The sequence below is a fragment of the Acidovorax sp. ACV01 genome, from assembly GCF_014851495.1.
Lineage (GTDB): Bacteria > Pseudomonadota > Gammaproteobacteria > Burkholderiales > Burkholderiaceae_C > Acidovorax > Acidovorax radicis.
This window is the reverse complement of record NZ_JACUZT010000006.1, coordinates 364,986-390,961: the sequence shown is the minus strand read 5'-3', so window position 1 is coordinate 390,961 and position 25,976 is coordinate 364,986. Positions and strand designations below refer to the sequence as shown.

At 66.7% G+C, this 25,976-nt stretch carries 25 protein-coding genes; 12 read left to right on the top strand and 13 right to left on the bottom strand.

Annotated elements, in window-relative coordinates; all coding sequences use genetic code 11:
- Positions 1-19: 19 nt before the first annotated feature.
- A complete protein-coding gene (locus IB243_RS19165) occupies positions 20-937 on the top strand; it encodes a DHH family phosphoesterase (RefSeq protein WP_192428750.1) in 918 nt (305 codons plus the stop codon).
- Between the two features lie 103 nt (positions 938-1,040).
- Here IB243_RS19165 and IB243_RS19160 read toward each other — a convergent pair whose 3' ends face one another.
- From IB243_RS19160 to IB243_RS19150, 3 genes are all read right to left on the bottom strand, one after another.
- Positions 1,041-2,252, bottom strand: a complete 1,212-nt coding sequence (locus IB243_RS19160) for a DUF1501 domain-containing protein (protein ID WP_192428749.1) — start codon at positions 2,250-2,252, stop codon at positions 1,041-1,043.
- A 193-nt stretch (positions 2,253-2,445) separates the two neighbouring features.
- Positions 2,446-4,056, bottom strand: coding sequence for a DUF1800 domain-containing protein (locus tag IB243_RS19155; RefSeq protein WP_192428748.1), 1,611 nt, complete (start codon positions 4,054-4,056; stop codon positions 2,446-2,448).
- Between the two features lie 169 nt (positions 4,057-4,225).
- A complete protein-coding gene (locus IB243_RS19150) occupies positions 4,226-5,506 on the bottom strand; it encodes an MFS transporter (RefSeq protein WP_057223075.1) in 1,281 nt (426 codons plus the stop codon).
- Between the two features lie 283 nt (positions 5,507-5,789).
- Here IB243_RS19150 and IB243_RS19145 point away from each other — a divergent pair, with 283 nt between their 5' ends.
- Positions 5,790-7,493 carry a flagellinolysin gene (locus IB243_RS19145; protein ID WP_057223076.1) on the top strand — a complete coding sequence of 568 codons (1,704 nt, stop codon included), beginning with the start codon at positions 5,790-5,792 and terminating at the stop codon, positions 7,491-7,493.
- Between the two features lie 25 nt (positions 7,494-7,518).
- Here IB243_RS19145 and IB243_RS19140 read toward each other — a convergent pair whose 3' ends face one another.
- Complete coding sequence (locus IB243_RS19140) at positions 7,519-7,956, bottom strand: thermonuclease family protein (RefSeq protein ID WP_192428747.1); 438 nt, start codon at positions 7,954-7,956, stop codon at positions 7,519-7,521.
- Positions 7,957-8,416: 460 nt separating this feature from the next.
- On the opposite strand from IB243_RS19140, the gene IB243_RS19135 reads away from it, so the two are divergent.
- On the top strand, positions 8,417-10,459 hold the full coding sequence (locus IB243_RS19135; RefSeq protein ID WP_192428746.1) for a tail fiber domain-containing protein: 2,043 nt from the start codon (positions 8,417-8,419) through the stop codon (positions 10,457-10,459).
- Positions 10,460-10,853: 394 nt separating this feature from the next.
- The gene (locus IB243_RS19130) at positions 10,854-11,342 is read left to right on the top strand and encodes a DUF2242 domain-containing protein (protein WP_225585083.1); all 489 of its coding nucleotides are present in this window, start codon (positions 10,854-10,856) and stop codon (positions 11,340-11,342) included.
- Between the two features lie 30 nt (positions 11,343-11,372).
- Here IB243_RS19130 and IB243_RS19125 read toward each other — a convergent pair whose 3' ends face one another.
- A complete protein-coding gene (locus IB243_RS19125; protein ID WP_192428745.1) occupies positions 11,373-11,921 on the bottom strand; it encodes an alpha/beta hydrolase in 549 nt (182 codons plus the stop codon).
- Positions 11,922-12,060: 139 nt separating this feature from the next.
- On the opposite strand from IB243_RS19125, the gene IB243_RS19120 reads away from it, so the two are divergent.
- Positions 12,061-12,498, top strand: a complete 438-nt coding sequence (locus IB243_RS19120) for an Lrp/AsnC family transcriptional regulator (RefSeq protein ID WP_192428744.1) — start codon at positions 12,061-12,063, stop codon at positions 12,496-12,498.
- Positions 12,499-12,581: 83 nt separating this feature from the next.
- Here the strand turns inward: IB243_RS19120 and IB243_RS19115 are convergent, their stop codons facing one another.
- Both IB243_RS19115 and IB243_RS19110 read right to left on the bottom strand, forming a co-directional pair.
- A complete protein-coding gene (locus tag IB243_RS19115) occupies positions 12,582-13,169 on the bottom strand; it encodes a dihydrofolate reductase family protein (protein WP_192428743.1) in 588 nt (195 codons plus the stop codon).
- Between the two features lie 117 nt (positions 13,170-13,286).
- Positions 13,287-13,925 (bottom strand): TetR/AcrR family transcriptional regulator, encoded by a 639-nt coding sequence (locus IB243_RS19110; RefSeq protein ID WP_192428817.1) that lies wholly within the window; start codon positions 13,923-13,925, stop codon positions 13,287-13,289.
- Positions 13,926-14,017: 92 nt separating this feature from the next.
- Here IB243_RS19110 and IB243_RS19105 point away from each other — a divergent pair, with 92 nt between their 5' ends.
- Entirely contained in the window at positions 14,018-15,043 is a 1,026-nt protein-coding gene (locus IB243_RS19105) for a trans-acting enoyl reductase family protein (RefSeq protein WP_192428742.1), read from the top strand.
- 26 nt (positions 15,044-15,069) lie between these two features.
- Here IB243_RS19105 and IB243_RS19100 read toward each other — a convergent pair whose 3' ends face one another.
- Positions 15,070-15,960 (bottom strand): LysR family transcriptional regulator, encoded by an 891-nt coding sequence (locus tag IB243_RS19100; protein WP_192428741.1) that lies wholly within the window; start codon positions 15,958-15,960, stop codon positions 15,070-15,072.
- Positions 15,961-16,086: 126 nt separating this feature from the next.
- On the opposite strand from IB243_RS19100, the gene gstA reads away from it, so the two are divergent.
- Both gstA and IB243_RS19090 read left to right on the top strand, forming a co-directional pair.
- Positions 16,087-16,695, top strand: coding sequence for a glutathione transferase GstA (gene gstA, locus IB243_RS19095; RefSeq protein ID WP_010460331.1), 609 nt, complete (start codon positions 16,087-16,089; stop codon positions 16,693-16,695).
- Positions 16,692-17,405, top strand: a complete 714-nt coding sequence (locus IB243_RS19090; RefSeq protein WP_192428740.1) for a glutathione S-transferase family protein — start codon at positions 16,692-16,694, stop codon at positions 17,403-17,405. Before gstA ends, IB243_RS19090 begins: the two co-directional genes overlap by 4 nt.
- 10 nt (positions 17,406-17,415) lie before the next feature.
- Here IB243_RS19090 and IB243_RS19085 read toward each other — a convergent pair whose 3' ends face one another.
- Positions 17,416-17,952, bottom strand: a complete 537-nt coding sequence (locus IB243_RS19085; protein WP_192428739.1) for a pseudouridine synthase — start codon at positions 17,950-17,952, stop codon at positions 17,416-17,418.
- A gap of 75 nt (positions 17,953-18,027) precedes the next feature.
- Complete coding sequence (locus IB243_RS19080) at positions 18,028-18,954, bottom strand: M23 family metallopeptidase (protein ID WP_192428738.1); 927 nt, start codon at positions 18,952-18,954, stop codon at positions 18,028-18,030.
- 183 nt (positions 18,955-19,137) lie between these two features.
- Here IB243_RS19080 and IB243_RS19075 point away from each other — a divergent pair, with 183 nt between their 5' ends.
- Complete coding sequence (locus IB243_RS19075) at positions 19,138-20,400, top strand: phosphatidylserine/phosphatidylglycerophosphate/cardiolipin synthase family protein (RefSeq protein ID WP_192428816.1); 1,263 nt, start codon at positions 19,138-19,140, stop codon at positions 20,398-20,400.
- A gap of 108 nt (positions 20,401-20,508) precedes the next feature.
- On the opposite strand, the gene IB243_RS19070 is transcribed toward IB243_RS19075, so the two are convergent.
- The 3 genes from IB243_RS19070 to IB243_RS19060 form a co-directional block, all read right to left on the bottom strand.
- Positions 20,509-21,219 (bottom strand): nucleotidyl transferase AbiEii/AbiGii toxin family protein, encoded by a 711-nt coding sequence (locus IB243_RS19070; RefSeq protein ID WP_192428737.1) that lies wholly within the window; start codon positions 21,217-21,219, stop codon positions 20,509-20,511.
- Complete coding sequence (locus tag IB243_RS19065; RefSeq protein WP_192428736.1) at positions 21,212-21,718, bottom strand: helix-turn-helix domain-containing protein; 507 nt, start codon at positions 21,716-21,718, stop codon at positions 21,212-21,214. The genes IB243_RS19070 and IB243_RS19065 overlap by 8 nt, the downstream gene beginning before the upstream one ends.
- 164 nt (positions 21,719-21,882) lie before the next feature.
- The gene (locus IB243_RS19060) at positions 21,883-22,131 is read right to left on the bottom strand and encodes a hypothetical protein (RefSeq protein WP_010460340.1); all 249 of its coding nucleotides are present in this window, start codon (positions 22,129-22,131) and stop codon (positions 21,883-21,885) included.
- 47 nt (positions 22,132-22,178) lie between these two features.
- Here IB243_RS19060 and IB243_RS19055 point away from each other — a divergent pair, with 47 nt between their 5' ends.
- The 3 genes from IB243_RS19055 to IB243_RS19045 are packed head-to-tail and all read left to right on the top strand — an operon-like array spanning position 22,179 to position 25,923.
- Positions 22,179-23,252, top strand: a complete 1,074-nt coding sequence (locus tag IB243_RS19055; RefSeq protein WP_370540363.1) for an AAA family ATPase — start codon at positions 22,179-22,181, stop codon at positions 23,250-23,252.
- Between the two features lie 8 nt (positions 23,253-23,260).
- The gene (locus tag IB243_RS19050; RefSeq protein WP_192428734.1) at positions 23,261-24,433 is read left to right on the top strand and encodes a DUF58 domain-containing protein; all 1,173 of its coding nucleotides are present in this window, start codon (positions 23,261-23,263) and stop codon (positions 24,431-24,433) included.
- Positions 24,430-25,923 (top strand): DUF3488 domain-containing protein, encoded by a 1,494-nt coding sequence (locus IB243_RS19045; RefSeq protein WP_192428733.1) that lies wholly within the window; start codon positions 24,430-24,432, stop codon positions 25,921-25,923. The genes IB243_RS19050 and IB243_RS19045 overlap by 4 nt, the downstream gene beginning before the upstream one ends.
- The last annotated feature ends 53 nt before the right edge of the window (positions 25,924-25,976 follow it).

Here is a 25,976-nt window from a genome sequence, read left to right as displayed (position 1 = left end):
CCGGCGACAATTGCAGGCCATGACGAAGAAAACCATTCTCCCCCTGCAACTGCTGGTTGCCCCCGACAAGAACGATCCCGCGCCGCTGATCCTGTACCACGGCCGCAACTGCCCGGATGGCTTTGGCGCCGCGCTGGCCGCCTGGCTCTACTACGGCGACAGTGCCGAGTACGTGGGGCTCGACCACGGCGATGTCAAGTCCGTGGACGACCTGCCGCCCCTGCAAGGCCGCGCGGTCTACATCCTGGACTTCTCTTTTGCCAACGAGGTGATGACCGCCATCGACGAGCGCGCCGCCAAGCTCGTGATGCTGGACCACCACAAGAGCGCCGCCGAAAAGCTCACAGGCTTTGCCTGCCGCTGCGGCGTGGTGCACTTCGACATGAGCAAGTCGGGCGCGCGCCTGGCGTGGGAGTTCTTTCACCCGCACGAGCCCATGCCCGCGCTGTTCAAGTACGTGGAAGACCGTGACATCTGGAAGTGGGAATTTGCCGAGAGCGCGGCGTTCCTTTCCGCCCTCGACATGGAAGAGCAGGGCTTTGCCCGCTGGCGCGAGATTGCAGCCTTTACGCCCGAGCAGCTTACCCTGTTCATGGCGCGTGGTGCGGCGATGGATGAGAAGTACCGCAAGCTCTGCGCCGATATTGCCGAAGGCGCGCAGCCGCTGGTGTTCAACGGTATCACCGGGCTGATGGTGAACGCACCCGGCATGTTCCACAGCCTGGTGGGCGACATCCTCTCGGCCAAGACCGGCACCTTTGCGCTGATGTGGAGCGCGGGCGACAAGGGCGTGAAGGTGGGGCTGCGCGCACAGCGCAACTTTGACTGCATCGCGCTGGCCGAAAGCATGGGTGGTGGTGGCCATGCGCAGGCCTGCGGTTTCAAGATGAAGGTCGAGCGCCTGCCTGAACTGCTGACCGGCACCTTCAATGCCTGAAGCTGGGGCGAAAATTTGAGTAGAAATGGCTGTTGGCGCTTGATGAATAAGCGCTGATAGCTATTAAAAATATAGCGGTCGAAGGTAGGGCGCTGGGGTGTGGCTACACAAGCCGAAGATCCGCGCCCTTCGTTCCCGGAAACACCCGCGCCACGGCGGCGGCGTTCAGCCCATACATCTGCGCGAACAGCCCGCCCAGCACGCTGCGGTAGTCGTTGAGCACGGGGTAGTCGCGGTTCTGGAACAGCGTGCTGGCAGTCAGGGCCTGCTGCTCACCCGCAATGCGCCCGCCGCCCACACCGCCGCCCAGCACCCAGAACACGGTGCCGTGGCCATGGTCGGTGCCCCGGTTGCCGTTTTCGCGGAAGGTACGGCCGAACTCGCTGACCACCACCACCACGGTGGATTTCCACGCCGGGCCCATCTCATCGGCAAAGCCGGCCAGGCCCCGGCCCAGTTCCTCAAAACGGTTGGCCAGCGGCCCCGTGGCCGCACCCTGCGCCACATGGGTGTCCCAGCCGCCCACGTCCACAAACCCTAGCTGGTAGCGCGTCTGCATCAGCTTGGCCATGCGCCGCGCCGTGCCCTCGAAACCCTTGGTGGAGAGCGCGTTGCGGCTGGCGGCTTCCATCTCGCCCTGCATGGCGCGCGCCACTTCGCTGCGGGTGGCAAAGCCTTCGTTCACGGGTGTGGCCAGCGCCGTGCCGCGGTACATGGATTCGATGAGTTCGGCCTGCCGCGCATCCACTCCGCTTCGGCCCGCGCCCGCGCTGAGCGCCGTGTTGGGCACATCGACTGTGCCGCGCAGCACCAGCGGCAGGGTGCTGGTAAAGGCCATGGGCTGCAGCGTGGCTGCCGTGTTGCCTGTGCGCGGGTTGAGCTCGGCCACCAGCCGGTTCAGAAAGCCCGATCGGAAGTCGCGCCGGCCGCCCAGCGGCTGGCCCAGCTCCATGCTGTCCTGCGTGTCGAAGTGGCTGCGCGAGAGATCGTCGGTGCCCGCAAACGGGATAAAGGCGAGCTGGCGGTTTTGGTACAGCGGCAGCAACGATGGAGCCAGCGTAGGGTGCAGGCCCCAGTCGGCGCTCAGTTCGAGTGCCCCGCCGTCCTGCCCGGGGCGGGCGATGGCGATGTTCGGGCGTGTCTCGTAGTAATAGCTGCTGGCCGTAGGCACAAGCAGGCTGGCGCAGTCGTAGCCACCGCGCAGGAACACGAGCAGAAAGCGCGTGTCCTGGGTTTGGGGCGCGGCCAGGACGCTCGCATTGATAGCACCGAGTGCGCTGGCGCCCAGGGCTTGTAGAAGGTGTCTGCGAAGCATGGTGCTGTCCTTTCAATCACCCTGGCACAGGGTTTCGCCCGCTGCGGGTGCATTCACGTGTCCTGGGCCAGGGCAGCCGTGCAAGGGCCGCCCCGCCGCACTGGCTGCGTCACCCATTCCCGAATGGCGAAGCTATTCGAGAGAAGGGGGAAGGCGCGAAGCGACTCAGGGGGATGAACTTCATCTCTTTTCCTCATCCGTGCATGAATTCCGGGGATGCCAGGAACAGCAGATTCCATTCGCGTGGCGACGTGGCCTGCGCCAGCGCGTGGCGCGTGGCCGGGGACCAGCCGGGCTCCAGCGCGCGCGCATAGGCGGTCTGCGCCAGGGCCGGGGGTGTGCGCGCGCTGGCCATGGTGGCTGCGTCGTCGCGGGCTGGTGGTGACACTGCGGCACCGGCACCCAGTGCGCGGGCAATCTCGAAGCGTGTGCTCATCTGCCCGGAGCCTGACCAGGACGCAGCGTCCAGCGGGTAGCCGTCGGGCGTGGCGCGGCCATACAGGGGCTCGGCCAGGCGCTGCAGCCAGCCCAACGCAGGCTCGGTGCTGGGCAGCACGGCGTCGCCGTGCGCCAGGCGCAGGCCTGCCAGCACGTAGTGCACCGGGTCGCGAAAACGCTGGCCCAGCGATGCGCGAAAGTCTGGCGTGTTGAAGAGCGTCTCCAGCACGGCAGCAATGTCGCCATCGGTGCGTTCAAAGCTGCGGGCCAGTGCCTGCAGCAGCGCAGGGGGCGGGTTATCACCCACCAAAAAGAGCGCGATCTTGCGCGTGATGAAGCGCGCGGTGGCTGGGGCGCGCGCCAGGCGGTCCAGCGCCTCGTCCACCTCGGCCAGGCCTTCGGCGCGCAAGGGTTGGCCCAGCAGTGTCTTGGGGTCCCAGTCGTGGCGCTGAGGGTTGAACTCAAACAGCCCCTGGCGCACGTAGTGGCGGCGCAGTGCGGGCTTGATGCGCGGGGGCTCTTCGCCGGGCGGGCGCTGCGATACGCCCACGCCGGTCAGCACGCGCGCCAGCTCCTGCACGTCCTGCTGGCTATAGCCACCGTCCACGCCCAGCGTGTGCAGTTCCATCAGCTCGCGGGCATAGTTTTCGTTGATGCGGCCGGCGGCGTTCCGTGCGTTGTCCAGGTAGCGCAGCATGGCCGGGTGGCGCACGGTGGCACCCAGCAGGTCGCGAAATCGGCCCAGTGCATGGGGGCGTACGGCGCGTTCCTCGTAGTCGCCCACCAGCACACGCAGGTTGCCCTTGCCCGCAAACACGCTGAAGTGGTTCATCCAGAACCAGGTCATCTTTTCGCGCAGCTGGGTGGGCGAATACAGCGCGCGCAGCACAAAACGCTCGGCCGCTTCTTGCTGCAGCGCGCGCATGTCCTGCTGCCAGGCCTTGAGCGCGGCCTTGCGCTCGTCCTCGGTGGGCCGGGCCTTGGCCGCACGGTTGCGGGCGTCCATATCTGCCGCCAGCGCTTCAATGGGGGTGCGCGAGATGGCCATGGCGTCGATCTGCGCCTGGGCCTCACGGGGCAGCGCGGCGTTGGCATCCGGGCGCAGTTGCGCCGCCAGATACGCGCTGATGCCCCAGCCGCCAAGCCCCTGCGTGCCCTGTGCCGTACAGCCCCAGGTCACGCGGTCCAGCAGGCGGGCCAGGGTGGGTTCGTCGGCCGCGCTCCAGGCGCCCGGGCCTGTTGTGTTGGGCACTGCGGCTGCGAGGGGCGCGGCTTGTGTGGCAGGTGGGGCGCCAAAGACGGCGCAACCCGCCAGGCCGAGCAGCAGGGTGCGGCGGTGGAGGTGCAATGGGTAAGTGGGGGTCATGGAGCCTCGCGGGCAGCCGGCAAATGGCTGTCCGCATGGTGCCGCTGCCACCACCCGCATGCAAGCCCGCACGGCGGGTTTTACCTGCGCGACACAAACGCCAGGGAGAATGTATCGAGGGGTATCTCCAAACCCCCAGGCACGATCGTCTTAGAACAGGTTCTCAGTGCTATGGCGCTGCGCCCGTGGCCTGTGCGGCCTCTTCAAAACGGTCCACCTTGCGCAGGGTCTGGAACGCCAGCATCCAGCCGCCCACCACCCCCAGCGTGCACAGGCCGCCCACGACGGCAGCGGGCACCACGCCAAACCATGACGCGCTGGTACCGGCGCGGAACTCGCCCAGTTCGTTGGATGAGCCGATGAACAGCATGTTCACCGCATTCACCCGCCCGCGCATGGTGTCGGGCGTGGAGAACTGCACCAGCGCCCCTCGGATGTACACGCTCACCATGTCGGCCGCGCCCGCCACCAGCAGCGCCGCAAACGACAGCCAAAACAGTGTGGACAGCGCAAACACCAGATTGGCCACGCCGAACACGGCCACTGCGATGAACATGGTGCGCCCCACATGGCGGTTGAAGGGGCGCATGCTCAGGTACAGCCCCGCACCCACCTCACCCACGGCCATGGCACTGCGCAGTGCGCCCAGGCCGGCGGGGCCCACGTGCAGCACTTCTTGCGCATAGATGGGCAGCAAGGCCACCACGCCACCCAGCAGCACGGCAAACAGATCCAGCGAGATGGTGCCCAGGATGATGGGCCGGGTGCGGATGAAGGTGATGCCCGCGCCAAAACGCTGCCACATCGTGCCTTGCGCGGGGCCGGGCGCCGTGGCGTGCGCCACGACCACGCGCAGCAGCAACACCACGCCCAGCACAAAACACGCGCAGCACACGGCATAGGTCAACTCGCCGCCGCCCAGTGCATACAGCAGCCCGCCCAGCAACGGCCCGCCAATGCTGGCCACGCGCATCAGCATGCTGTTGGCGGCAATGGCCTGCGCGAGCTGGCCGCGCGGCACGATCTGCGGCAGCAGGCTCTGCATGGCCGGGCCCGAAAAAGCGCGTGCGCAGCCGTACAGCACCAGCACCGCATAGATGCCCGCCACGCCGCTGGCCCCATGGCCCGCCAGCCACCACAGCAACGCACTGCACACCGCGCCCACCGACCAGGCGAGCGCCAGGATGCGCCTGCGGTCAAAGCGGTCGATCAGGTCGCCCGCTGGCAGCAGCAGGCACAGCATGGGCAGGAACTGCGCCAGGCCCACATAGGCCAGCGCCAGCGGTTCGCGCGTGAGGTCATACACCTGCCAGGCCACCACCACGGCCTGCACCTGGGTGGCCACCACGGCCACCACGCGGGCGATCAGAAAGGAAATGAAGCCGGAGTGGCCGTAGACGCTGGAGGTCTCGGCATCGGGTGCTGCGGGGGGGGAATGGGGGACTGTCATGAAAACGGAGCGGGCTCGGCCCGGGGCAGCGCGTGCTGTGGGGCCAGATGGAAAAGACCCTTGGATGCTAGCGGTTGTGCCGCCTGCACGCTGAGCGCTTGGGGAAAGACCCGCAGAAACGGGCCTTCAGGTTTTGCCCCGGCCCGCCGATAAGGCAGAGAGGAAGAAGCGGGTTTCCGGCCTGCGCGCTGCTGCTGCGTGGGGCTGGGCGTGCCGCTTCGCCCGGTTTTTACCGTTTGTCTATTTATTCATCTACTTTGACCAGGAGTCCCCGGGGCGTGCCATGGCGTTGACGATCAACACCAATGTGATGTCGCTGAATGCGCAGCGCCGGCTTGGCGGTGCGCAGAGCGACATGGCCACGACCGTGCAGCGCCTGTCCTCGGGCTTGCGCATCAACAGTGCCAAGGACGACGCGGCGGGCCTGGCGATCTCCGAGCGGTTCACTTCGCAGATCCGGGGGCTCAACCAGGCGGTGCGCAATGCCAACGACGGCGTGTCACTCATGCAGACGGCCGAGGGAGCGTTGCAGAGCGTCACGGCCAGCCTGCAGCGCATCCGTGAGCTGGCCGTGCAGGCAGCCAACGACACCAACAGCGCGGCCGACCGGCAGGCCATCCAGGCCGAGGTCACGCGGCTGGCGCAGGAGATCGACCGCACCGGGCGCACCACGCAGTTCAATGGCATGGACGTGTTCGACCGCTCCGAGGCCAGCGTGGTGGGCGACGAGAACCTGCTGGCCGTGTTCGATGGCCTGACCAGTGCCGGCAGTTGGCTGGAGAGCAGCGAGAACCTCATCCGCAGTTACTACGGCATCGAGGCGGATGGCGCGGCACTGGACATCCGCTACACCGGCTTCACCGACAACGCGGGTGGCGTGGCCGCCTATGTGCAGGTCACCGGCTTTGACGGGCAGGGGCGCGGCAACAACCTGGTGCTGCAGGTGGACATGGCCGACTTCGTGCCGCCCAACATGCCCAATGGCGGCAGTGCGCCGTACTACAACGACCGCATCATCGGCCATGAAATGGTGCACGCCGTGATGGCCCGGTCCACCCACTGGCAGGACATCACCAGCAACCACCTGTGGTTTGCCGAAGGCTCGGCCGAGTTCATCCAGGGCGCCGACGAGCGCGTGCGCGGCGACGTGGCCAACCTCGGCGTGGCGGCCGTGGTGGCGGCCATTGGCGGGCCCACCAACACCAGCGAGTTCTACTCGGCCAGCTATTCGGCGGTGCGCTACATGCACGACCGCATCAAGACCGCGGGCGGGACGGGCATCAAGGACGTGCTCAGCTACATGGGCAACAACCCCGGCGCCACGCTGGATGCCGCCATTGCCGCCGCATCGGCCGGGGCCTTTACCAACGGGGCGGACGTGCTGGCGCAGTTCGCGCTCAACGGTGCGGCCTTCATCGGCACGTTTGATTTGAACAATGCCGACACCGGCGCCATTGGCGGTGCCGACGTGGACGGTGGCATGGTGCGCGATGCCAAGGCGGCCATCCCCAACCAGGGCAGCCGTTCGGGCAAAGACGCGCTGCAGGGCTTTACCGAGACGTACGAAAACATTGCGACCTCTGGCAGCGCGATCAGCACCAAGGTGTTCCAGGTGGGCGCCAATGCCAACCAGACGCTGGAGACCCGCGTGGGCGCTGTGGGCCTGGGGGCCATGGGGCTGCGCAACACGCTGGATGTCACCACGTCGGCCGCGCAGACCATCGTGTCGGTGGACCGCGCGCTGGATTACGTGAACAGCCAGCGCGCTGTCATCGGCGCCCAGTCCTCGCGCCTGGAGTCGGCCATTGCCAACCTGCAGATCGGCAGCGAAAACCTCTCCGCCAGCCGCTCGCGCATTGTCGACACGGATTTCGCGGTAGAGACCGCCAGCCTGGCCCGCCAGCAGATCCTGCAGCAGGCGGGCAACGCCATGGTGGTGCAGGCCAACCAGATGCCCCAGGGCGTGCTGGCGCTGCTGCGCAGCTGATCCACTCTCCAGGAGCCGCCTGTCGTCAACGCTGGCTGTGCCGGTGCCGATAGTCCCACGGGGCCAGTGGGCGCCGCTGCGACCACAGGCCCGCGCCGCCGCTGCGCGCCTGCCGCTGCAGCGGTGCCAGGTGCGGATGCGCGGCTGCATAGGGCGTGTACACCCAGGCCAGGCCCGCGCGCACCTGGGCCGTGGCCACATCGGCGCCACCGCAGCGCACATTGGCCACCGTGCGGCCATAGCTGTCTTCGTCCACCGGTTGCAGCGCGGCGCGCTGCTTGAAGCACAGGCGTGCCAGGTTCTGCCGCGACTTCTGACCGAACGCCTGGCGCGACTCGGGCGCGTCGATGGCGGCGATGCGCACCTTGACCTGGTGGTAGGCGCCGGGCGCGCCGCAGCGCGCCGTCAGGGTGTCGCCGTCGCTGATGGCGACGACCAGGCAAAGCAAGGCAGCGAGTGGCATGGGGTGGTTCAATGAGTGGGCAGCCCAGGCGCGCTTCGGCACAAGGACAGGTGGGTGCCGCCGAAATTTGTGTTAAATCGGGCGCTGGCGCTTTACTATTAATGGATTGTAGCTATCAATAGCATAGCTTTTTGGGTTTCTGCGTGTAACGGTGCCGAGCTGCCGGTGTGCTTGAGTGCATGCCGGATACGGTAGATATCCCAGGGATGCCGCCCCCCAACGCCGTGCGAAAATCCAGCGCCCTCGCCTGGCGGGTGCCTCTGTGAGTTGATCTCTGTTGGTCGATGCATCCAGCGCGCCGCAAGCAGACCGCAAGGGCGCAGGCCAGGAGGCTGCCGTGCCCGACGCCCATCTGGCGGCGCATTTCCCGGTCAGGTTCACGATCGCACGGCGCCGCCACCGTATTCCACCCTCTGAAACTGCCGCAAGGCAAAAAACACTGCAGAAAGAGTTGTAGTTCATGTCCACTCCGCGCGTTCACGCCAGCCAGTTGCTCCTTACCCTGCTTGGAGCCGCCCTGTGGGCTCCGGCCTCGCAGGCGGCAGATGTCACGATCAGGCCTGCGGCTGGCTCGGGCTTCGCCATCAAGGACGCGAGCGGAACGCAGACCCGGTTCCGCGTGGACGAGGCGGGTGCCATCGCGGCCCCTGGCATTGCGGCTTCGCCCGCTGTGTCCAATGTCGTCTGCTACGGTGCGGCGGGCGTGCTGGGGCCGTGCCAGGCCTCGGCCGTGGGGGCCACAGGCCCGGCGGGACCGACCGGACCTACGGGGCCTGCCGGAGCGACCGGCGCCACCGGGGCTGCAGGCGCGGGAGGGGCTGTGGGGCCGCAAGGCCCCGTCGGTCCTGCAGGCGCTACGGGATCGGTGGGATCAGTGGGGGCCACGGGCGCTGCGGGCATTGCAGGGCCGACCGGCGCTACCGGTTCTTTTGTGGGCAGCTACGCAGGCACTTGGTCTGCGGTCACGCTGTATGCCCCCGGCGCGCTGGTGACACAGGGCGGCTCAACCTACCTGCAGATATCCGCCACCGACTCGACCAATGCCGATCCGTCGGTGAGCCCTGCCGTTTGGACCGTGGTGGCTCTGGCGGGCGCCGCCGGGGCGACCGGGGCCACGGGGGCGACCGGGGCAACAGGCGCTGCCGGTACGGCTGGGGCTGCTGGCGCCGCTGGGCCTGCGGGCGCGGTGGGCCCTGCCGGGGCTGCGGGCGCAACGGGGGCCACGGGTGCGACGGGGGCTACAGGCGCAACCGGCGATCTGACGGGTGCGGTCCAGTTCGCGGCAGCTTCGCAGCAGACGGCCAGCACCACCAACGCGCTGGTCAACCTCAAGCTCGTCGGTGCCAATACGCTGGGTTCACCTGGCACCACGCCCCTGCTGTCGCTGTCCGCCAGCGGCAACTACGTAGGCGGCCAAAGCCATGACAAGGAGCGCGTGCGGGTGGACAACGACGGCGCGATCCTCTCCGTGGGTGACTTCTCGGGCGGTGCCGGAGGCGCTCCGGCCGAAGGCAGCGGCACGCGGTTCTTGTGGTATCCGCAGAAGGCCTCCATCCGCGCCGGGCAGATCGACGGCACCCAGTGGGATGACGCCAACATCGGCCTGTATTCCGCTGCGTTTGGCTACAACGTCCGCGCCTCGGGCGACTATGCCTTTGCATCGGGGCAGAACTCGGTGGCGCCCAACGGCAATGCGGTGGCCATGGGCTTGTACAACGTCGCCTCCGGCTTTGCGTCGGTGGCGCTGGGCATGGGTGCGCACACCAACGCGCGGCAGGGTTCGTTCGTGTTCGCGGACCGCTCGTTCACCACCTTTTGCGATGGCGGAGTTTCCTGCTCACCAGAAACCTACTTCCGGGCGCCGGTGAACAACTCCTTCAACGTGCGGGCGGCTGGCGGTTTTCATCTGTACACCAATGCGGCGGCAACGACGGGCTTGCGCATGAGCTATTTGTCCAGCACCAACCAATACGGCAGCTTTGTCTGGGCCGACCGCTCCAGTGACGGCGCGGTGGCGCCGACGGCCCAGAACCAGACCATCTTCCGCTCCAGCGGTGGCTTTACGGTCTACACGGATTCGGGGTTGTCTGCAGGTGTCACGGTAGGCCCCGGAGGCGGGTCCTGGTCATCGGTGTCTGACCGCAACCTCAAAGAGAACTTTGCCGCCGTCGACGGCGACGACGTTTTGCGGCGGCTGCGCACGGTGCCTGTGACCACCTGGAACTACAAGACCGAAGGCCGTGCGGTGCGCCACATGGGGCCCATGGCGCAGGACTTTTCGGCGGCTTTCCACTTGGGGGACAGCGACACGAAAATCGCCACCATCGATCCAGACGGCGTGGCGCTGGCTGGCGTGCAGGCGCTGGACAAGCGCTCGGTGGAGCAGCAGCAAAAGATTGACGCCCTTCAGAAAGACCTGAAAGCGAAAGAAGAAGCCCTGGCAACCCTGGGCCAGCGCTTGCAGCGGCTGGAGGCACTGCTCGCCCTGCCCAAGAGCAACTAACGGGGCTTTTCCGGTCGCAGGGTGGACGCTCGGACTTCTGCGGAGTCGCGTTCTTTCGTGAAGAGGCCCGGTGCAGGTGCGCCTCCATCCTGTATGGTGCATGCTGCGCGCTCCGGCTGTGCCCGATCGCCAATAGGCACTTTTGGAACATGGAACTGTGGCCGGCTTTGCCTCTCACACCACCGTTGGTGCGCAGCCTCTATCACTGGCGCCAACGATGATGACCAATGACCCAGAAGGAGTACCGGTTTTGAGCTTTCCTGTAACAACCAGAAACTCCCTAGGCGCTTGTAGTGTTCTTTGCAAACCATGGCCCCTTCGCCGGTCCTCAGGTTTTCGCGCCGTGCAGGTCTTGGCAGGGGTTCTGGCGGCAGCATGGGTCCTGTCGGGTTGCATGGCCACGGGCGCAAAGACATTCGGGGTGCAGGAGAGTTTTGGTTCGGTGGCCACCTACTCGCGCCTGTTCGACGCTACACCCCAGCAGACCTGCGAGGCATCGCGCCGCGCACTGCTGAGCCAGGGCTACATCATCTCCACCCACCAGGCGGAGCTGGTGGAGGGCAAAAAAAGCTTCCAGCCCGAAGCCGAATCGCACCTGCAGATGGTGGTGCGCGTGGTTTGCGTGCCCGAGGCCACGGACGGCAAGGTCAGCCTGGGCTTCGTGACGGCGCTGCAGGACACCTATGCCCTGCGCAAGACCAACAACTCGGCCAGCGTGGGCGTGGGCGCCATCGGTTCGGTGTCGCTGCCTTTTTCTGCCAGCAGCGAATCGCTGGTCAAGGTGGGCAGCGAGACCATCTCCAAGGACACGTTCTACGAGAGCTTTTTTGACCTGGTCAAGCGCTACCTCGTGATGGACCAGGCGCAAACGATCGGCGGTTGAAGCTGAGGCGCTGGGCGGTGGTCTCCGGCGTCACTCGCTGCGCCAGCGCGCCACCTGCGCCCACCCCTGCGGCCAGTCGCCCAGGCCGCTGGCGGCATTGAGGTGGCCCCGCGCGCCCAGCACCATGTGCTCGGCGTTCCAGGCGCTCGCGCACTGCGCCGAAAAGCCAGGGGTGGAATACGGGTCGCTGGTGCTGCTCATCAGCACCCGTTTTGGCAGGGTAGGCAGGGCGGGTAGCTTGGCAGGCAGTGGCGAAAAACCTTGGGCGTCGGCCGGGAAATTCGGCCCTTCGGGGTCCGGCACGGCCACCAGCAGCAGCGCATGCACGGGCCGTGGGTGGCGTGCGGCCCAGTGCACCGCCACCAGGCAGCCCAGGCTGTGGGCGACCAGGATGGGGGGCTGCGGCGATGTGGCAATGGCGTCGTCGAGTGTGCGCACCCAGGTGTCGCAGTCGGGGTGGTCCCAGTCTGCCTGCTCCACCCGCCCCACGCCCGCGTGCCGGGTTTGCCACAATGACTGCCAATGCTGGGGGCCCGAGTTGTAGATGCCCGGAATGAGCAAAACTGGTCGCGTCGTCATCAAACTTCCTTGTTGTCAAAGCAGATCCATCACTGCCCGCCAACGATAGGAAATCGCCGTTGATTCGGCCAGGGGATCTCATCGGAAATCGGTCCTCCAAACCTTCAACTCATCGCAAGAAAACAAAGGAAGCACCGCCGTGGAGCTGGACAAAAAAGACCGACAGATCCTCATGGCCCTGCAGCACGATGCGCGGCAAAGCCTGTCGGCGCTGGGCAAGCAGATCGGCCTGTCGCAGCCCGCGATGAGCGAACGCGTGAAGAAGCTCGAAGACGCGGGCGTGATTGCCGGCTATGCGGCCCGCATCAACCTGGCCGCCGTGGGCCTGGGCCTGCAGGCTGTGGTGCGGGTGCGCACCACGCACGAACACATCCCGCGCTATGTGCTGCTTTTCCAGTCCCTGCCTGAAGTGCTGGACGCCGTGCGCGTGACGGGTGAAGACTGCTTTGTGGTGCGCTGTGCCTTCGGCCAGCCCGCCGACCTGGAGCGCGTGGTGGATGCGCTGGCGGCGTTTGGCAGCGTCTCGACCTCCTTGGTGCTGTCGCACCCCGTGAACAAGGCGGTGCCGCTGGATTGAGCTGATTTTTGCATCAAAAGATGCCGCTGACGCTGTATGGATAAGCGTAAGTAGCTATAAAAATAATAGTTTTAAGACTGCGGCTATGGGTTGCGTTGTGGGGCTGGCGGCACCTCGTACCTCAGTTCCGCAAAGAGGCCGCCCAGCGTTGTGACCGACTGCAGGCGCAGCGCCGGTTGTGCGATCCGGCGCGGCAACAACGGCTTGCCCGCACCCAGCGTGACGGGTGCGATCTGCACGATCAGCTCGTCCAGCAGGCCCGCGTCATAAAACCGCCCCACCAGTTCGCCCCCGCCCACGATCCACACATTGCGCCCCGCTGCGGCCTGCACCATGGCCTGGTGCACTGGCCGCACATCACCTTGCACAAAGCGCACATCGGCACCCGGGATGGCGCGCTGCGTGCGCGAGCTGAACACCCACGTCGGCTGCGCATAGGGCCAAGGCTGGCCTGCGTCGATGGCGTGCCGGAGCATCCATTCGTAGGTGTGCGAGCCCATCGCCAGCGCACCCACGTCGCGGATGAAAGCGGGGTAGCTGGAGCCCTCGATCTCGCCAAACTGCAGCAGCCAGCCAAGGTCGTGGTCGGGCGTGGCGAGGAAACCGTCGAGGCTGGATGCGCCGTAGAACTGGGTCTTGCCGGGGTGGGGGTGTTTGCCTTGCGGGGGCACGGTGGGGGCTCCTCTCTGAGGGTGGGTACGTTCGCTGGCCCGGTGCAGGCGAAGCGGGTACGGGCACTGTAGAGAGGGGCTGCTGACAACGGCCTGGCAGCAGATGTCCGCCCGGGGTCAGCCCGGGCTGTGGGCACCGGCCTGCAGGGCCAGCACGGCTGCGACCAGCACGCCGGTGGCTTCTTCGGCGCTGAGCAGTCCGGCGCTCACGAAGGCGCCGTTCACCACCACCGCAAGCTGGGCGGCGAGCTGCTCGGGGCGGGGTGCCTTCAACCGCACCGCGATGTCGTGCAGGCGGCCCCGCAGCGCCTGCATGTGCCGCTGGGCCACGTGCCGTGCGGGGTGGTCCTGCTCGGCAAATTCAGCGGCCACGTTGATCTGGGGGCATCCCCGGTAGTTGGAGCGGGCCAGGCGCTCGCCAATCCAGCGCATGTGGGCCTCCAGTTCACCGGCCGGGTCATCGGCGAACTGGGCCGCCACGCTGTCCCATTGGTCCCAGAACTCGACATCCTCCCGCTCCAGGAAGGCCACGATGAGGTCGTCCTTGGTGGGGAAGTAGCGGTACAGGCTGGTCTTGGCCACGGCGGCTTCCAGCACGACCAGGTCCACGCCCACGGCGCGCACGCCGCGTTCGTAGAACAGCCGGGACGCGGTGTCGAGGATGCGGCTGCGGACATCGGCGGTGGGCTCGGCCCCCGTGGCCGGGCCGCTGGTGGGGGAGAGGTCCCTGGTGGAACGTGAATTTGTGGTGCGCATGCTTGACATGATACAGACCTGTCTGTAATCTTCAAAAAACAGACAGGTCTGTATCGTTAATTTCAACCACCCACCCAACGCAAAGGATGACCATGAACCCGCAACAACACCGCCCCATCGCCGTTTACGGCGCCACCGGCCACACCGGCCAATTTGTCGTGCAGGAAACACAACGCCGCGGGCTGCCCGTGGTGGCCGTGGGGCGCGACGCCGCCCGGCTGGACGAGGTGTTTGCGCCAGACGTGCCCCGGCGCGTCGCCGATCTGGCCGACCCCACCAGCCTGGAACATGCCTTTGCCGGCTGCGCCGTGGTCATCAACTGCGCCGGCCCCTTTCTCGACACGGCCGCCCCGGTGGCGCAGGCCGCGCTGCAGGCAGGCTGCCACTACATCGATGTGACGGCGGAGCAGGCGAGTGCGCAAGCCAGCTTGGCCGATTTCGATGCACCCGCCCGCGCTGCGGGCAAGGTGGTGATTCCGGCGGCCGCCTTCTATGGCGGCCTGGCCGACCTGCTGGCCAGCGCACTGGCTTCGGCTGGCGCCATCGACGAGATCACGGTGGCGATCGCGCTGGACCGCTGGTGGCCCACGGCGGGCACGCGCAAGACGGGCGAGCGCAACACCGTGCCGCGCCAGGTGGTGATCAACGGGCGCCTGGTGCCGCTGGTGCCTGCCGCGCAGGTGCCCGACTGGGCCTTTTCTGCGCCCCTGGGCGCACAGGCCATGGTGGAGATTCCGTTCAGCGAGGTCATCACGCTGGCCCACCACCTGCCGGTGGGCCAGATCCGTTCGCTGCTCAACCGCTCGGCGCTGCAGGACATCCGCGACACCGACACCCCGCCGCCCACTGCCGCAGACGCACAAGGGCGCTCAGCCCAGCGCTTCGAGCTGGTGGTGCAGCTGCAGCAAAACGGCAGAACCCGCACTGCCGGTGTGCGCGGGCAGGACATTTATGCCGTGACCGCGCCCATCGTGGTCGAAGTGGCCCAGCGCCTGCGCGCGCCTGCGTATGCCCACAGCGGCGCACTGGCCCTGGCGCAGGCGGTGGACCCGGTGGACATGCTGCGTGCGCTGCACGGGTCTGCGCTGGAGGTGTTCGGCGAGGCCCTGCCTGCCTGACCAGGGTGCAGGTTGGGGCCCTGTTTTCAGGTCAATTGCACGGCCTCCGCCAGGTGCCCATACACCGCCGCAATGCGCCGTAGGTGGCGCGACTCGGGATGCGTCAGCAACCACAGCTCGGTCTCGCAGTCGGCCAGTGACCCGGTGAGCGGGCGCAGGTCGCTGCGGGCCTGCGCCAGAAAGATCGGCAGCACGCCCACGCCCATGTCCAGCGCCACCAGCTCCATCACCGTGAGCAGGCTGTTCACGCGGTAGGTGGGTTGCGCCTTGGGAAAACGCTTCTTGCGCCAGCGCACCGAAGGGTGGTCGGGCAGAGCGTCGTCCGGGGCGATCCAGGCGGCGTGGCCTGCCTCCACGTCGGACAGGGCCAGCGGGCTGGCTGCGGCGGTGTAGAGCGCTGCGCGGACCATGCCTAGCTGCCGACCCACCAGGTGCTGCGGCGGGCGTTTGGTGGCGCGCACGGCGATGTCGGTGTCGCGCCGCGTGAGGCTCACCAGTTCATTGCCTGCATGCAGCTCGTACACCAGGGCCGGGTGCCGGGGCTGCAGTACCTGCAGGGCGGGGGCAATGAGGCCCTGCAGGATGGTGTCGGTGGTGGAGATGCGCACCGTGCCCGAGACCTGCTCGGGCTGCGTCTGCGCGGCGGTGCGGGCGGCCTCCAGGGCGGCTTCCACACGCTCGGCCTGCTCGGCCAGGGCTTGGGCCAGCTCCGAGGCTCGGTAGCCCGCGCGCGAGCGCTCGAACAGCGGCTGCCCCAGCCCACGTTCGATGCGCTGGATGGCGCGGAACACGGTGGACGCATCCACGCCCAGCCGCTCCCCGGCCGCCGCCAACGTGCCGGTGCGCGCCATGGCCAGCAGCACCTCCAGCTCGGCAGCGCCCAGTTGGTATTGCGTATTTGCAATAAATGATTTCATGGATGCGTATTTTGTTTGCGTTGATGCAATCATAAATTCTGCCTGTCGCCGCATACAAATAGGTACCGATGGGTGCCAAGGGGCGACACCTCCCACCTTCTTTTTTGCACAGAAAGACCTGTCCCCATGAAGCTCTACTACGCCCCCGGTGCCTGCTCGTTGGCCATCCACATCGCCCTGCGCGAGGTGGGTGTTCCCTTCGACCTGGTCAAGGTCGATTTGGCCCACCACACCACCGAGACCGGTGCCAGCTACCTCGACATTTCGCCGCGTGGCTATGTGCCTCTGCTGGAGCTGGCCGACCAGTCGCGCCACACCGAAGGCGCGGCGCTGCTGCAGTACGTGGCCGACCTGGACCCGGCGCAGGCGCTGATCGGCAAGCCCGGCTCGCGCGAGCGCCTGGCCGTGCTGGAATGGCTCACCTTCATCAGCACCGAGCTGCACAAGGGCTTCAGCCCCTGGCTGTGGCACAAGGAGACGGCCGACTCCACGCGCCAGGCCGCCAAGGCCAAGCTGGCCGCGCGTTTTGTGGAGATGGATGGCGTGCTTTCGCACAGCGACTTCCTGGCGGGCGCGTACAGCGTGGCCGATGCGTATGGCTTCACCATCGTCAACTGGTCCCACCTGTTGGGCATGCCGCTCACGGCCTACCCGCACCTGCAGGCCTGGATGGCGCGCGTGGCGGCCCGCCCGCAGGTGCAGGCCGCGCTGCGTGCCGAGGGGCTGGCATCGTGAGCGCAGAGGTGGCCGCTGTGCCAGCGCTCACGCTGGTCTCGCATGCACTGTGCCCCTATGTGCAGCGCGTGGCCATCGTGCTGCACGAGAAGGGACTCCCGTTCGAGCGCCGCACCATTGACCTGGCGCGCAAACCCGACTGGTTCGTGGCCCTCTCGCCGCTGGGCAAGACGCCGGTATTGCAGGTGCGCGGCCAGAGCCTGTTCGAGTCGGCGGTGATCTGCGAGTACCTGGACGAGGTCGCCATGCCCACACTGCACCCGCAGGACCCGCTGCAGCGCGCCCGCCACCGTGCGTGGATGGAATTTGGCTCCACGGTGCTCAACACCATCGGCGCTTTTTACGCTGCGCCGGATGAAGCCGCGCTGCGGGCCCGCGCGCAGGAGTTGCGTAGCCGCTTCGTGCAGCTTGAAGGTGCCTTGGGTGAATTCAGCGGGCCGGGGCCGTACTTTGCGGGGCTGGACTTCGGCATGGTGGACGTGGTGTTCGGCCCCGTGTTCCGGTACTTCGATGTCATCGACACGTTGCCGGGCGTGGATGAGCTGGGGCTCTGGCAAGGCTTGCCGCGTGTGCTGCACTGGCGCGCTGCGCTGGCCGCGCGCGCTTCGGTGCAGCAGGCCGTGGGCGCGGACTATGCCGAGGGGCTGCGTGCCTTCCTGCGTGCGCGTGGATCGGCACTGTCGCGCCGCATAGATGCGGTGGCGGCGTAGCTGCCTCGATTCAATCGGCCCAGGTGCCCGGCGCCAGCCCGTCGAGCGTGTAGGGCCCGATGGCCGCGCGGATGAGCCGCAGCGTGGGGTGGCCCACGGCGGCCGTCATGCGCCGCACCTGGCGGTTGCGGCCTTCGCGGATGACGAGTTCGATCCACGCGGTAGGGATGGCCTTGCGCTCGCGGATGGGCGGGTTGCGCGGCCACACGGCAGGCGCGGGCTCCAGAAGGTGTGCGCGGGCGGGCAGGGTGGGGCCGTCGTTCAGCAGCACGCCGCTGCGCAGCGCGGCCAGCGCGGTATCACTGGGGATGCCTTCCACCTGCACCCAGTAGGTTTTCTCCATCTTGAAGCGCGGGTCGGCAATGCGGGCCTGCAGCGGCCCGTCGTTGGTGAGCAGCAGCAGCCCTTCGCTGTCGGCGTCCAGCCGCCCCGCTACATACACGCCGGGCAGGTCGATGTAGTCCTTCAGGCCCTGCCACTTGCCTTCGGCGGTGAACTGGCTCAGCACGCCATAGGGTTTGTTGAAGCGGATCAGGCGCGAGGTCATGCGGGGAGTTGTGTTTTGAATGAAATTGGCCGCTGGCGCTTGTCCATCAAGCGCAAGCAGCTATCAAAATGGTAGTTACGCGGGGATGAACAGCGCCGGGTCCACCATGGTGCGGTTCAGCATCACGCCCCAGTGCAGGTGCGGGCCGGTCACGCGGCCGGTGGCGCCCACCTTGCAGAACGCGTCGCCCGCTTTCACCACGTCGCCCACGCGCACGTCCTTGCTGCTGAGGTGGGCGTACACGGTGAGTAGGCCCCGGCCGTGGTCGAGCCACACCGTGCCGCCGCTGAAAAAGTAGTCGCCCACGTCGATCACCCGGCCCGCCAGCGGGGCCACGATGGGCGTGCCCGTGGGCGCGGCGATGTCCATGCCGCTGTGCGGGTTGCGCGGCTGGCCGTTGAACACGCGCCGCAGCCCGAACGAACTGGACCGCCGCCCAGGCACCGGCACGCGCATGCGCAGCGATGCCGGCGCCTGGCCCGCAGGCTGCTCGGTGAAGGTGGCCATGACCCCGGCCTGGTGCTCGCGCTCGCGCTCGTAGCGTGCCTGGTCCTCGGGCGAGAGGTCCACCGTGCGCGGCGACACCTGCAGGTGCTGCTCCTTGTACTGCTTGTGTGCCACGGTGTAGTGCACCAGGCGCGGGCTGCCGCCGCCTTCGGCCAGCACGGTGATGAACGCATCGCCGGGCGTAGCGGCCAGCGGAATGCCCACGATGGCCGTCCATTCGATGGCATCGCCCACCACCCGCAGCGGCACATCCACATCACCCTGGCGCACCTGCGCCACCGGCCGCGTGGCCGCGGGCCCGAGCGACAGCCGTGCCACGCCCCCCGGCACCTGCAGCGCCTGGGGCCACACCGTGGGCGCGGGCGGCAAGGGCTTGGCGTGCAGCAGCCCCAGCATGGCGGGCTGCGCCAGAAGGCCCGCCGCGCCCACCAGGGCGCTGCGGCGGTTGATGGAGATGGCGGGGTGGAGGAAGGCAGGGCGGGCAGATTCAGACACGGCAGGGCAACGGCAAATATGCAGCGGGATGTGTTTGGGGGGCGTGGGTGATGCGACCGCTGTCGCGACCAACACCGGCAATTGTGCCCCCGGTGTTGGCGGCGTCCGCCTACATTGCGCCCACAGGGCGCCGCCTACCATCGCGCCATGCCGAAAGCCGCCCACCGCCGCCGCCGTTCCACCATGCTCACTGTTCTTCTCACAGCACTGGCCACGGGCGCACTGGTGTTGCTGGCGCTCAACTTCACGGCGGGCGAGAAAAAAGTGCAGCAACAACTGCCGCGCCTGTACAGCACCGCCCACCCGCAGTTCGAGCGCGCTCTGGGCAGCCTGCTGGGCCCGGGCATCGTGGGTGGCAACAAGGTGACCGAGTTGCTCAATGGCGACCAGATCTTTCCGCCCATGCTGGCCGCCATCCAGGCCGCGCAAAAGAGCGTCACCTTCGAAACCTACATCTACTGGTCGGGCGACATCGGCAAGCAGTTTGCCGATGCCCTGAGCGAGCGCGCCCGCGCCGGCGTGCCGGTGCATGTGCTGCTTGACTGGGTGGGCAGTGCCAAGATGGAAGAGAGCTACCTGACCGAGATGAAAGAGGCCGGGGTACAGATCGAAAAATTCCACAAACCCCACTGGTACAACCTGGCGCGCCTGAACAACCGCACGCACCGAAAGCTGCTGGTGGTGGATGGTCAGGTGGGCTTTACCGGCGGGGTCGGCATTGCGCCCGAGTGGACAGGCCACGCGCAAGACCCGGAGCACTGGCGCGACTCGCACTACCTGGTGCGCGGCCCCGCCGTGGCGCAGATGCAGGCCACGTTTTTGGACAACTGGCTCAAGGTCACCGGCAAGGTGCTGCATGGCGAGGCGTATTTTCCGGCCATCGCTGCGGCGGGCACGCAAAAGGCGCAGATGTTCTCCAGCTCGCCATCGAGCGGCAGCGAGAGCATGCAGCTCATGTACCACCTGGCTATCACGGCGGCCGAGCGCAGCCTGGATTTGTCGGTAGCGTATTTCGTGCCCGATAAACTGACCCACAAACTGCTCATGGACGCCCTGGCGCGCGGCGTGCGCGTACGCCTGGTGACCCCTGGCGAACACACCGACACCGAAACCGTAAAGGCCGCATCCCGCGCCACCTGGGGCTCGCTGCTGCAGGCGGGCGCCGAGATTTATGAATACGGGCCCACCATGTACCACTGCAAGGTCATGATCGTGGACCAGCTGCTGGTGTCGGTGGGCTCCACCAATTTTGACAACCGGTCGTTCCGCCTGAACGACGAGGCCAACCTCAATGTGTACGACGCAATGTTTGCGCAGCGCCAGACACAGGTGTTTGAAGGCGACCTCAAGCGGTCACGCCGCGTGACCTACGAGGCCTGGCGAGACCGGCCGCTGCGGGAGAAAGCGCACGAGAAACTGACGGGCTGGCTGCGCTCGCAGTTGTGATGAAAATTCGAAAAATCGCTTCCTGGTGCTTGTAGGTTGAACGCTATGTGCTATCAAAAATATAGTTATTGATGCCATCGCGCCAAGATATTGAACGAGACTTTCGACCTATTCCAGCGGCAGCAAACGCCGCAGCGCTCGCACCTTTTGCCACAGCACGGCCTTGGGCAACTGCATGGCCATTGCCTCCATGCAGCGCTCCAGCCATCCTGTGCGCTGCTGTATCCGGTCAATAGCCTTGCCCAGATCGCGCGCCACCGACTGGCCATAGGCTTCTTGCGCCTTGGCCAAGGCCGCACGCAGTGTGGGCAGGGGCAAACCCATCATGGCCAGGTCAATCACATCGCGGCTGAACACGCCGTCATCGGCCTGGCGGTCTGAATTGGCCAACAGTTTGGATGCAGCCAAGTCCAGCCGGGTGAGGGTGCTTACGCCGCAAATCGCGTCTTGAGCACCGGGCGCATCGAGCGCAATGCGCGCCTCTCGCACGATCTCGAACTTGATGGCCATTCCATCCATCTGCACCTGCGTCCGGATGCCGTACTGGTCAGCACGAATCTCGCGCAGTGCCACCAGAGGTTGCGCCTGGGCGTGGGTGATGGTGGCGAGCCCGCTGGGATGGGTCAGCAGTTGCCGAAGCTCCCGGTAGCCCAACGCATCCGACACGAGGAAGTCGATATCCACCGATTCGCGGTACTCCCCGTACTGCAGCGCGATGCACGTGCCTCCGCCAAAAAGGCAGCCATGTTGGCGCAGCACGGTGCCGTCCAACGCAGCCAGCACATGGGCAATGCGCTGGTGGTGCGGCCGCTCAAACATGGCCAGGGCTGCTTCCAGGCCGGTGCGCAAAAGCCAAGCGCAGTGCTTGCAGCAAGGCTTGCTCTTCGGCAGACATGGCGGACAGATCCAGGTGGCGCGCGTTGCGTTCGTAAATGTCCAGCGCTTCGGCGGGCGACAAGGCATCCGTGCCATGCACCTGCCAAGCCAGCGCACGCAGTTGGGGGTAGTTGGTGAGCACCACCCGCGCTGGAATCCAGCCCGAGCGGTCCTGCGCCTGCGCGCCGCGCGCCAGGTCGTCGGATGCGGTGTGCGCCTGCACCGCCATGCCCAGTGCGGCCATCGCGTTGCACCACGCACCCATGGTCACCGAAGGCTCGCCTTTTTCAATGCGGTGCAGCGTGACACGCGATATGCCCGCAGCCTCTGCCGTCACCGTGGCGCTCAGTCCCAACGACTTGCGACGGACACGAATCTGCTCGCCCAGCGCCACCATCTGGGCAGTACTTTGGGTGGTGGATAGAGGGGCTGTAGAGGGCATTTGATTCTCATTATTTGCAAAACTGCCAATTTGTCAAATATGAGAATCACTTTTAATGTCTTGCAAGATTAAGCGATGCGAACTTCAAGGCGTGGCGTCTGCACATGCCACGCGGGGTAGGGGCCACCGTCCAGCGAGACCTGGCCGTCAGGGCCTGGCACGGCTCAGTGCGTCACAAACTCGTACGTCACCGCCTCGCTGTCCACCATGTCGAGGATGTCGTCCAGCACGTCCTCGTCTTCGGTGCTGGCCCACAGGTCTTCGGGGTCGGCGGCAAACAGCGGTTCGATGGCGATGTCCATGTACTTGCCATCGGGCAGCTTGATGACGGGCGTGCCTTCGGAGGTGTCGGCCAGCTCCCAGTCGTCGGGCACGGTCATTTCAAGTTGGATGGTGACGTTGAGTTTTTTCATGGGAATCCTTGTTGCTAACCGGGCAGGGTAACCTGATTCGTTCAGCTGTGCGGGCTCCGGCGCCGACCGGGCGCGGATATGTCCCTGCTCATCATGTGTCTTGGTTCCACCACACCCGCTCCCTTAGAATTTTTGGCATATCAACAGGGGGAAGTCCGTTGGATCTCGCACAAACAGTCACAGACGCTGCGCAGCAGTGCGCACGCACGGCACAAGCCATTGTTCAGAACGTTGAAAAAGTTCTGGAAAGCAAGCATCAACAGGTCGAATTGGCGCTCGCAGCCGTCGTGGCTGGCGGGCACCTGCTGATTGAGGACGTGCCAGGTCTGGGCAAGACCATGCTGGCGCGCGCGCTGGCGGTGTCGGTGGGACTGTCGTTCAAACGCATTCAGTTCACCGCCGACCTGATGCCTTCAGACATTGTGGGCGGGCCGGTCTACAACCCCAAGGACGGCAGCTTCACGCTGCGCCCCGGCCCCGTCTTTGCCAACATCGTGCTGGCCGACGAGATCAATCGCGCAAACCCGCGCGCCCAGTCCGCCCTGCTCGAATGCATGGAGGAAGGGCAGATCACGCTGGACGGACAGACCCTGCCGCTGCCAACGCCGTTCGCCGTGCTGGCCACGCAAAACCCCATCGATATGGCGGGCACTTACCCGCTGCCAGAGGCACAGCTCGACCGCTTCCTCATCCGCCTTTCGCTGGGTTACCCCGACGCAGATACCGAAGCGGGCCTGATCCAGAGCCAGCAGTTCTCGCACCCCATCAGCCGGCTGCAGCCGGTGTGCCGGGCCGGCGAGTTCGAGCGGTTGGTGGCAGGGGCGCACGAGGTGTCCATCACCCCTGAGGTGGCGCAGTTCATCGCAGCCATCGTGCGGGCCACGCGCAAGCACCCCGACATCCGCTTCGGCGCCAGCCCGCGCGGCACGCTGGGCTTGGCGCGCATGGCGCGCGCGCTCAGCTGCATCCGCGGCCGCTCTTATGTGGACCCGGCCGTGGTGCGCGAAGTGGCCACGCCGGTGCTGGCACATCGCATCATCGTGCAAGGGCAGGGAGCTCAGGCCAAGGACCCCCACGACATCATCCAGGCCATCCTGATGTCACAGCGCACGCCCCAGTAGTAGCGCCCATGGAGCGACTGCTGACTCGATCACGCGTACTGCTCGCGTTCTGTTGCACGCTGCTGCTGGCGGCGCTCAACCGCCGAGACCCCATGGTCTACGGCATGTTCCTGTTCCTCGCGACCGTGACCGTGATGGGCTTCGTGCTGCCCTGGCTTTCGCTGCGCGGCATGACCGTGCGGCTGCGGGCCGATGGTGTGAGTGGGGAAGTGATTGAAGGCGCTGGGTGCGACATTGGCATTGTGGTGGAGCGCAGCGTGCGCTGGCCCGCCTTCATGGTGGACGTGGAGACCGAATGGGAGTGGGCCGGGCGTCACCTGACACTGCGCCAGACGATTCCCGTCGTTCGCGCAGGCAAGGCCGTTGAACTGGGCCGGCAAGTGCGGTTTGAATGCCGGGGTCACTACCGGCTGGTGGCTGTGCGTCTGGCCAGCGGCTTCCCGCTGGGCCTGGTGCAGGCCCGGCATGCCATGCAGCACACCGGTATTGCAGTGCATGTGCTGCCCAAGCCACAGGCGATGTATTGGCCCCTGCCCTGGAATGTATCGCCTGACCCTTTGGGCACGCTCGCCACACGCCACTCAGGCCAATCGTTCGAGCTGGGCCTGCTGCGCGAGTACCAGCAGGGCGATTCAGTAGGCCGGGTGAGCTGGCGCGCTTCAGCCCGGGTGGGTGAGCTGGTGATCCAGCACTTCCAGCAATTGGGAACCGTGGTCCTGCGGGTGGTTGTGCATGCGCCTGTGGCGCCAGCTTTGGGCAACCCCGCCAGCGCGGGTGAGCAGGCCATCCGCCTGGCGGCGGGAGTGTTCGATGCAGCCCACGGACACGGTGCACAGGCATTTCTGTATTTGGGGGGTGATGGCGAGCCTGTGCAGGGCGCTGCCCTGGTGCGCACAGCCCTTGCTGCGGCGCTGCCAGCAAGTGCGGCCCAGTTGTGCGAGGCCTGCATGCGCGTGGCTGCGGTTGCAAGGGTGGGAGATCAGATCGCGCTGGTCGTGCCGGGCGACATGGTGCAGGCCGACCTGGCAGCAGCCCTAGCAGAGTTGAAGGGCCTTGCCTGCGCAGTGGTGGTATGCATCGCCCTGGGGCGTGTTGTTGGTCCGGCGCAATTGGCTGCTGCCCAGGGCTTGCAGGCCGTGGCTGAGCGGGCCGGTGCAGTCAGCTTGATGGAGACACCATGAGGTCTGGAGGCACACCCGGCAATGCGTCTACCCGGGCCTCCGCCAGCGCGCGGCCCGCCCCCACCAGGGGCAGCACCCGCGGGGCGGACAAAGAACCCTCGGCCCCGCTGCAGAGCGGGGGCGCCATCGTGTTCGCAGGGCTGAGCTATCTGTTCACGGCCTTTGCGTTCTCTTACCTGGATCGCAGCTATCGGGCCTTCGGTTTCGCTTGCGCGCTGTGGCTGGTGTGGGCGGTACTGGGCTTTGGGGCAGGGGTGCTCAACCAGCGCGGCCCCGAGGGCGCTGGCCGCAGGCAGTCGCAGGTGTTGGGTCTGTTGGGCTTTGTGCTGGCGGTGTTCCCAGGCATCCTTCTCTTCTCCTTCCCGCGCTGGGTGTGCATGGTGCTGCTGGTCGTGATGGGCGCGCGGGCCGCCCAGTTGCGCACGCGGCGCGACCTGTACCTGACGATGACCGTGGTCTTCGCAGTGTGTTTTCTGACCACCACGCACTACGCTGCCGACTGGAGCCTGTGGTTTTACCTGGGGCCAGCGTGGCTGTGTGGTGCGCTGACGCTCGCATGGTTGCATGCCGAAGGCGTGGACCTGTCGCGCTGGACCAAGCTGTCGATGACGGCAGGTTTCGTGGCGGTGTCCTTTGCCATTGCTACCACCCTGTTCCTGTTTGCACCCCGGCCGCCGGTGCTCGGCTTTGGCTTCCTGCCGGGTGGCGATACGCCGGGTTTGTTCGACCCGCCTTTCGGCAAGCAGAGCGACCCTGATGCGGACCAACGCGCCCGGGGGCAGGGCGGTCAAGGTGGTGCGGGTGGCAAGGGCTCGGGCTGGGGGGAGTCTCCGCGCCAGGGGCAGTCGCGGCTACAGCCCGGTACGCCCCCATCGCAGTGGGATCGCATGCTGGACTCCATGCGGGACGCTGGCAGAGACCCGTTCGCTCCGCAGTGGCAGCGCGGTGCCATCAATGGGGCGCTGGACGCGGCCCAGGCGCTGCGCAAGTGGTGGAAAGGCAGCGGCGGGCCAGGTGGCACGGCGGGGACTGGCGGGCAGGACGATACGTCCATGCAGCCGCCTCCACCGGGCAGCGGCGGGGCAAGCAGTCTGCTCGGTCTATTGCTATGGCTGGTCTTCGTGTTTATGGCATGGCTGCTGTGGCGTCGGCGCCATCGATGGGGCGTGCGCCTGGCGCTGGCTGCGGCGTGGGGCTTGTCGCGGTGGTTTCCTGCACGGTCCATGCAGGTGTCTGCCCGTGCCATGACCTGGTGCTTGCGCGCCTACCGGCACCCGCCGCTGCGCGGGCAGTCCGTGCGCGAGCACTGGTCTTCTGCGAAAGGACTTGCGCCACTGGCCCACACCTGGCTGAGTCGGGCGCTGGAGAACTACTGCGCGATGCGCTTTGGCGGCCTGCCTGCGACGCAGGAACGGGCCCTGCGCCTGCGCGAGGACGTGCTGGGTGCCACCGAGGTCATGAGCGGCACCGTGCCCGAACTCAGCCGCTGAGGTCAGATAGCCCCCCTGGTGTCGCTGCGCAGCGGGGTTGGGCCGCTGATGCT

Bases quoted from the DNA above. Each gene is read 5' to 3' on its own strand.
- IB243_RS19165 (WP_192428750.1), top strand. From the start codon at position 20: ATGACGAAGAAAACCATTCTCCCCCTGCAACTGCTGGTTGCCCCCGAC.
- IB243_RS19160 (WP_192428749.1), bottom strand. From the start codon at position 2,252: ATGCTTCGCAGACACCTTCTACAAGCCCTGGGCGCCAGCGCACTCGGT.
- IB243_RS19155 (WP_192428748.1), bottom strand. From the start codon at position 4,056: ATGACCCCCACTTACCCATTGCACCTCCACCGCCGCACCCTGCTGCTC.
- IB243_RS19150 (WP_057223075.1), bottom strand. From the start codon at position 5,506: ATGACAGTCCCCCATTCCCCCCCCGCAGCACCCGATGCCGAGACCTCC.
- IB243_RS19145 (WP_057223076.1), top strand. From the start codon at position 5,790: ATGGCGTTGACGATCAACACCAATGTGATGTCGCTGAATGCGCAGCGC.
- IB243_RS19140 (WP_192428747.1), bottom strand. From the start codon at position 7,956: ATGCCACTCGCTGCCTTGCTTTGCCTGGTCGTCGCCATCAGCGACGGC.
- IB243_RS19135 (WP_192428746.1), top strand. From the start codon at position 8,417: ATGTCCACTCCGCGCGTTCACGCCAGCCAGTTGCTCCTTACCCTGCTT.
- IB243_RS19130 (WP_225585083.1), top strand. From the start codon at position 10,854: ATGGCCACGGGCGCAAAGACATTCGGGGTGCAGGAGAGTTTTGGTTCG.
- IB243_RS19125 (WP_192428745.1), bottom strand. From the start codon at position 11,921: ATGACGACGCGACCAGTTTTGCTCATTCCGGGCATCTACAACTCGGGC.
- IB243_RS19110 (WP_192428817.1), bottom strand. From the start codon at position 13,925: ATGCGCACCACAAATTCACGTTCCACCAGGGACCTCTCCCCCACCAGC.
- IB243_RS19105 (WP_192428742.1), top strand. From the start codon at position 14,018: ATGAACCCGCAACAACACCGCCCCATCGCCGTTTACGGCGCCACCGGC.
- IB243_RS19100 (WP_192428741.1), bottom strand. From the start codon at position 15,960: ATGAAATCATTTATTGCAAATACGCAATACCAACTGGGCGCTGCCGAG.
- gstA (WP_010460331.1), top strand. From the start codon at position 16,087: ATGAAGCTCTACTACGCCCCCGGTGCCTGCTCGTTGGCCATCCACATC.
- IB243_RS19085 (WP_192428739.1), bottom strand. From the start codon at position 17,952: ATGACCTCGCGCCTGATCCGCTTCAACAAACCCTATGGCGTGCTGAGC.
- IB243_RS19075 (WP_192428816.1), top strand. From the start codon at position 19,138: ATGCTCACTGTTCTTCTCACAGCACTGGCCACGGGCGCACTGGTGTTG.
- IB243_RS19070 (WP_192428737.1), bottom strand. From the start codon at position 21,219: ATGTTTGAGCGGCCGCACCACCAGCGCATTGCCCATGTGCTGGCTGCG.
- IB243_RS19065 (WP_192428736.1), bottom strand. From the start codon at position 21,718: ATGCCCTCTACAGCCCCTCTATCCACCACCCAAAGTACTGCCCAGATG.
- IB243_RS19060 (WP_010460340.1), bottom strand. From the start codon at position 22,131: ATGAAAAAACTCAACGTCACCATCCAACTTGAAATGACCGTGCCCGAC.
- IB243_RS19050 (WP_192428734.1), top strand. From the start codon at position 23,261: ATGGAGCGACTGCTGACTCGATCACGCGTACTGCTCGCGTTCTGTTGC.
- IB243_RS19045 (WP_192428733.1), top strand. From the start codon at position 24,430: ATGAGGTCTGGAGGCACACCCGGCAATGCGTCTACCCGGGCCTCCGCC.